The sequence below is a fragment of the Staphylococcus sp. GDB9P120P genome (assembly GCF_017893435.1).
Taxonomy (GTDB): domain Bacteria; phylum Bacillota; class Bacilli; order Staphylococcales; family Staphylococcaceae; genus Staphylococcus; species Staphylococcus cohnii.
Genome location: NZ_JAESNB010000019.1, coordinates 1 through 5,584, shown reverse-complemented (window position 1 = coordinate 5,584; position 5,584 = coordinate 1). Strand labels below are relative to the sequence as shown.

Here is a 5,584-nt window from a genome sequence, read left to right as displayed (position 1 = left end):
CGCTTCAGATGAACTTAGATTCTTAGGTTTTTTTGTTGCTCGTTGAGCTCTTTCTTCTTTTTGACGTATTGCTCTTTCTAATTTTTGTTTCTCACGTTCATACTTTTCAAATTCAGTTTGTTTTTGTTTTTTAAGTATTTCTTTTTGCTTTGCATATTCATCATAATTTCCTTTAAATATTTTTAACGTATTTTTTTCAATTTCCCATATGTCAGTACATACATTATTTAAAAATGTCCGATCATGAGATACTACGACAGCTGCTCCTTGATAGTTTCTTATCTTTTTTTCTAGCCAAGCAATTCTTTCCGTATCTAAGTGTGTTGTCGGTTCATCTAAAAGCAGTAAGCCTGGATTCCCATTGAATGCGTTCTGTAAATATTGCTGTGTTATTTCGCCACCACTTTTCTCCAATCTTGATTCTTTAAATTGTGGCACTAATTTCACAGAGGTAAAAGGAGAGATATTACCTTCATCAGGTAATTCTTCACCTGTAATAATTTTTAATAGGCTTGTTTTTCCTGTTCCATTCCTACCTACTAAGCCTATACGTTGATTATCATGCACTTGTATTAAATCAATATCAAATAGCACTCTGTCATGTAATTGTTTTTTGATTGATGTTCCTTCAAATAATAGCATAATCCCATCTCCTTATTTTGAGGGGATATAAAAACCCCCTAATTCCATTCAGAATAGGAGGTCAGTAAAATTTGTAAGTATACACCTAAAAAAGCATTACAAAATTAGGGTAAACCACATTGCACAATACAATCCTATTCTGAAAATGATACATAAAACGCTCCACAAATAACCTAGCTTAAGTTATTGACTCACTATTTTATGTTGATTTTCTTTAATAAATAGGATTAATTGTTCATTGTGATATAGTAACACCCTTTCTCGTATCATTTAATCTAAATATAAGCTTTCTATATGTCTCTGTCAATATTTCTATGCTTTACTTAGATAAGAAATTAAATCTTATTCTGATCAAAGCGAAAATAACTAATCGGATGGGAGCTACAATTTAAGAGATTCCCGAGCCATCTTTCTGGAATGTTTTCTAAACTACTTGTAATGTTTTCTCTTAATTCATTTTCTCGCTTCTCGTACAGCAAACTTGCTTAACTATTATCACGAACATTTCTAGTCTAACATTGGCTACTAATAACGCTTAGACAAACATTTTTCACCTAAGTGTTCAATTTTTGTTACGATAAGCTGTGAATAGAGATAAGGTTCTTTATCTACCATCTCCAACCTGTATGTTATATTGATTTAACGTGATGTTAAATTTCTTCTAAAGTAACCTCTTTATGTCTTTGAATTTTTAATTTAGTTTGTTTATCTTGTTCGCTTTCAGAAAGAATAACATTCGCACTAAATTTACCATGCTTGAAATTACTTCCCCAACTGTTCCAAGCAATTTGTTTATTAACTGCATATACGTTTGATGTACCTGATTTATATACATCAATGTATTGCTTATCTTTAAGCAATTTAACGGCTCTTGTTACCGTTGAAGTACTTACTTCGAATTGTTCCTCTAAGACTTTATAAGAGCACATTACAGCGTTGTATGAATCCATATTATTTATTAAGAATTTAAAAATTCTATATGCTATTGGTGATTTTGCCATTAGCCAATCTTCTGCTTTATAAGCGTCTTTATTTAACTGTATCCACCTCTTGTAAGGACTGTTTTTATCTCTCTTGCGAATTTCCTTTTCGATTTCTTCTTCCTTCTCCATTTGGATCTTACGCTCTTCAAAACTCATAGAATTAGGTTTTAGAACTTCTCTTTCTGCTCCTACATGTATTTCAGCCATTATTACTTTCTCCCCTTTTTCGAATATGTAACACGCTGTGATACGTATATGTATCATTTTTGATACAACTTGTATCATTACTGACCATGGTGTGATTAGTATACTGCTCATTTATGGTTATTCTATCGTCATTAATGACCATTCTATGATATTGTTTGACTAAAGTCAAGTCTTATAGTGACTATCTAGTGCTCTAATACTAGTCACCCCATGACTAGTATAGTAATCACACCATGACTAGTAAAAAACGCTCTATCCATTGATATGACAACAACTAGCTTATATTCACTCTTATATCTTCTATAAGGCACTTTTCTACATGCAAGGGTCGGGTAGTATTTTTTAGGAAAACCACCTAAAAAATCTCCACGCCTTTACCCCTTGCATTCCGAAATTTTTCGGCTGTCTAGGCTTCGCCGAACGACCGATATACGAAATAGGGATATTGAGTATTCGCTCGTTCGCTTGTCCAGTGTAGCCGAAAAACCGTTAAGAGTGTCGGCGATAATGTGATTCTTTCGCTATGTATAGAATTCGTTATGCGGGGGCTAGCCCCCACACCCCCAGCCTCACTCCCTCAACCGAAATAGGGGGGAAAGACCAAGTTCAAAGGCATTGCGAAATATGGTTAAAAGCTTTCTGACTGGAAGAAAGCTAAATATGGTATGTGTCAATGGTAAATCGCAACGGAATGGGTCAGCGGTTTTTGCTGATCCATGAAGTGAGAATTTAAGGAATTGACACATTCGCAAAAGTACCCTCTTGGCTTGTCGAAAAACCATTTTTTCGACCTGCCTACCGGCGAGGGAGCCCCCGAAGATTCGGGGGTTGGGGGCTTGATATGTGAAAGTTTTTGGGGTTGCCTTTTTTCAAAAAGGCAAGGTCTTAATCCCCCCATGTAAATGGGGGTTAGGGGGCATTTTTGCGACAGCAAAAACAAGCTTATTTGGGTACCAAATATAGAGCTTGCCAATCCTCACAATACAAGTTACAATGAGAGTGAATAGCGAGCATTTAATTTGTATGATATGCGATTGAAAAATGAGCATAGTGAGGTGGTTGTATGTCGGGAACGAGGAAAGAAAATCGGGCGAGTAGTCGGCAGATTAAATTTCGAGTGGACGACAGCGAATATGAAAGGTTACAGCAAATTGCTGATACGTTTCATATGAGCGTGCCAGCTTTTGCAAAAAAGCGGGCAATGGGCTATCGAATGAAGCCACCGAAAATTGATAAATCGGGGGCAATTGAGATAGCAAAGCAGTTGCGAGCAATTGGGAACAACGTGAATCAATTGACTAGGCGAGCAAATGCAAGCGCTGGGGCGATTGATAGCGAAGAATTACAAGCTATCAAAAAGGAGTTGCATGCAATATGGCAACAATTCAGCTAGGTACAACTCGTTCTGCTAGTCGATTATGCAACTATGCAGAAAAAAGGGCAGTTGTGAAAGATGGCTATAATCTTGATATTGATTATGCAAAGTCACAAATGAAGCAAACAAGGGAACTTTTTTCTAAAAATGATGGAATACAAGCACATCATGTTATCCAGTCATTCAAACCTAACGAGGTTACACCAGAGAAAGCGAATCAAGTAGGTTTAGAATTAGCTGAGAAATTAGCTAAAAACCATGAAGTAGCTGTTTACACACATGCAGATAAAGACCATATTCATAATCATATCGTGATAAATTCAGTTAACTTTGAAACTGGTAAAAAGTATCAAGCACATGGAAAGGAAGCAATTGAGCGTGCTAGATCATTGAGCGATGAAGTATGCAAAAATCATGATTTATCAATAGTTACAGAGCATAACGCTAGTGTTCGTCATACTTTGGCAGAACAACATTTACTAGAAAAAAATAAACCATCTTGGAAAGATGAATTGCGTGAAGCGATTGAATACTCTCGAAATAATTCAACAAACTTTGATAGCTTTAAAAAGCATTTAAATGACGTTTACGGGGTCGAAACGAAATTGAGGGGTAAAACACTTAGTTTTAAACATCCAGAACGAGAACGCTTTATACGGGCTAATAAATTGGGTGCTGACTATGAAAAGGAGGGGCTAGAAAATGTCTTTACAAGACAAGCTGAACGAGAACAGGAGCATGAGCGAACTGTTTCAAGAGACCAGGGAACTCAACGAACTAATGAAAAGTTATATCAGAGTTCACATGAACGAGGAAATGGCGAAAGAAGTCACGATTCACAATCAATTGAATCAAATCCAGTCGAAATCGGACGAAGTCATGAGGAACATGCAGTCAATCTTGAACGAGCAAGAGAAGATGTTGAAAGAAAACACCGAAGTTTTGCAAAAGATTTTGATAGATGGACACGAGGAAATTCAAAGGAACAACAACAGGACCATTCAAGCACTGGGGGAACTTCAAAAGACGAACAACGCTCAATTGGAAGAAATGAACGAGGAAATCAAGTCGAGCGTGAGGAACATGCAGAACAATCTAAACAGCGTCGTCAAAAAAGCAAGACAAGAGACGATGGACTTAGTCTCTAGTGCAAAGCATGGGGCATTGGTTACGAATATCATTGATGCTTTAAAATATGGTGTTGCTACAAGTGCAATTACTGTTCCAATTCTCTATTTGCTCCTTAGTTAATTAAAAAGACTGGCTTTATGCCAGTCCTTTCTGCTTTAGCTCTAGAGGGTTGTAAGCTATGTTATCCAATATTGTCAAGTCTGTATAGGACGAATAGATAAAGTGGATGTATTTTCGATTTTAGTGAAAGGCTCGTATGCAAGGACATGTCGACTTAATGGGACGTTCGTGGGAACATATCAATAGGTTTGCTTTATTCCCCTCTAGTCAGTTCTTTCTTTTCTTTCAATAATCTTTGAAATTCATCTTCTAACTCTTGCGAAGGTTCCAAGCTCAACCTACCCAGAACATCAGATATTTTAGTTTCAATTAATAAAAGTTGGTCATCATTGTTAGACTTTGTTTTATTCTCCAGCCACTCTTCATATGCTTCGTACGATCCATCGAATACTGTTATCTTACCATCTTTTATATCAATTATTTTTGTAGCTATATTTTTTACTAACATTCGGTCGTGAGTAACAAATAGAATCGTTCCATGATAACTTTTCATTAATGTTTCTAGCGCTTCTAAAGCTGCAATGTCTAAAAAGTTAGTCGGCTCATCTAAAACGAGCATATTCACCTCACTTAAAAATAGTTTAGCTAAAGCTAGCTTTACTTTTTCACCACCACTTAATATGCCTACCTTTTTATAGACATCTTCATCCCAAAAATGCATTCTTGCTAAAACTGTTCTTATTAATGTCTCATTTTGACTAGAGGTCGATTGTACATTTTCTATGATTGATTTCTCATCATTTAGGATGGTTAAGTGTTGAGAGAAGTAACCTATCTTTACTTTTTCTGGAATTGTCACTCCTTCATCTTGCTTCACTATTTTTTTAAGCAACGTTGTTTTACCTGAGCCATTTTTTCCAATGATAGCAACTTTATCTCCTCCATATAAATATAAGCTAAAGGGTTCCCAGAGCTTACGTTCTTCAATCTCTCCCTTAATATTTTCAGCACGTAATACAGATTGGTTTGTTAAGTTTTCTTCATTTAACATATCCATCTTAATTTCAGGCAGCTCTTTCACCTTGTCAACCTTATCCAATTGTTCCAGTCTTGTTTCTAAAGCTTTTGCCGAACTTCTCAGCTTTTTCTGTATGTTGGCGTAGTGGGTTTTAGCACCCACTATTCT

At 36.1% G+C, this 5,584-nt stretch carries 5 protein-coding genes; 2 read left to right on the top strand and 3 right to left on the bottom strand.

What is annotated here, in order from left to right; all coding sequences use genetic code 11:
• Both KA856_RS13415 and KA856_RS13410 read right to left on the bottom strand, forming a co-directional pair.
• Positions 1–642, bottom strand: a 642-nt coding sequence (locus KA856_RS13415; RefSeq protein WP_210138758.1) for an ATP-binding cassette domain-containing protein, incomplete at its 3' end; no start/stop codon positions are given.
• A gap of 650 nt (positions 643–1,292) precedes the next feature.
• Positions 1,293–1,832 (bottom strand): replication/maintenance protein RepL, encoded by a 540-nt coding sequence (locus tag KA856_RS13410; protein ID WP_021285900.1) that lies wholly within the window; start codon positions 1,830–1,832, stop codon positions 1,293–1,295.
• A 1,063-nt stretch (positions 1,833–2,895) separates the two neighbouring features.
• Between KA856_RS13410 and KA856_RS13405 the strand changes: the two genes are divergently transcribed.
• On the top strand, positions 2,896–3,225 hold the full coding sequence (locus KA856_RS13405; RefSeq protein ID WP_095257132.1) for a MobC family plasmid mobilization relaxosome protein: 330 nt from the start codon (positions 2,896–2,898) through the stop codon (positions 3,223–3,225).
• Positions 3,207–4,355 carry a relaxase/mobilization nuclease domain-containing protein gene (locus KA856_RS13400; protein WP_032495716.1) on the top strand — a complete coding sequence of 383 codons (1,149 nt, stop codon included), beginning with the start codon at positions 3,207–3,209 and terminating at the stop codon, positions 4,353–4,355. Before KA856_RS13405 ends, KA856_RS13400 begins: the two co-directional genes overlap by 19 nt.
• Before the next feature lie 296 nt (positions 4,356–4,651).
• Here the strand turns inward: KA856_RS13400 and KA856_RS13395 are convergent.
• Positions 4,652–5,584 (bottom strand): ATP-binding cassette domain-containing protein (locus KA856_RS13395; protein ID WP_210138757.1); only part of this gene is annotated, 933 nt, incomplete at its 5' end.

Excerpts from the sequence above, each read along its gene's own strand:
- KA856_RS13410 (WP_021285900.1), bottom strand. The coding sequence starts at position 1,832 with ATGGCTGAAATACATGTAGGAGCAGAAAGAGAAGTTCTAAAACCTAAT.
- KA856_RS13400 (WP_032495716.1), top strand. The coding sequence starts at position 3,207 with ATGGCAACAATTCAGCTAGGTACAACTCGTTCTGCTAGTCGATTATGC.
- KA856_RS13405 (WP_095257132.1), top strand. The coding sequence starts at position 2,896 with ATGTCGGGAACGAGGAAAGAAAATCGGGCGAGTAGTCGGCAGATTAAA.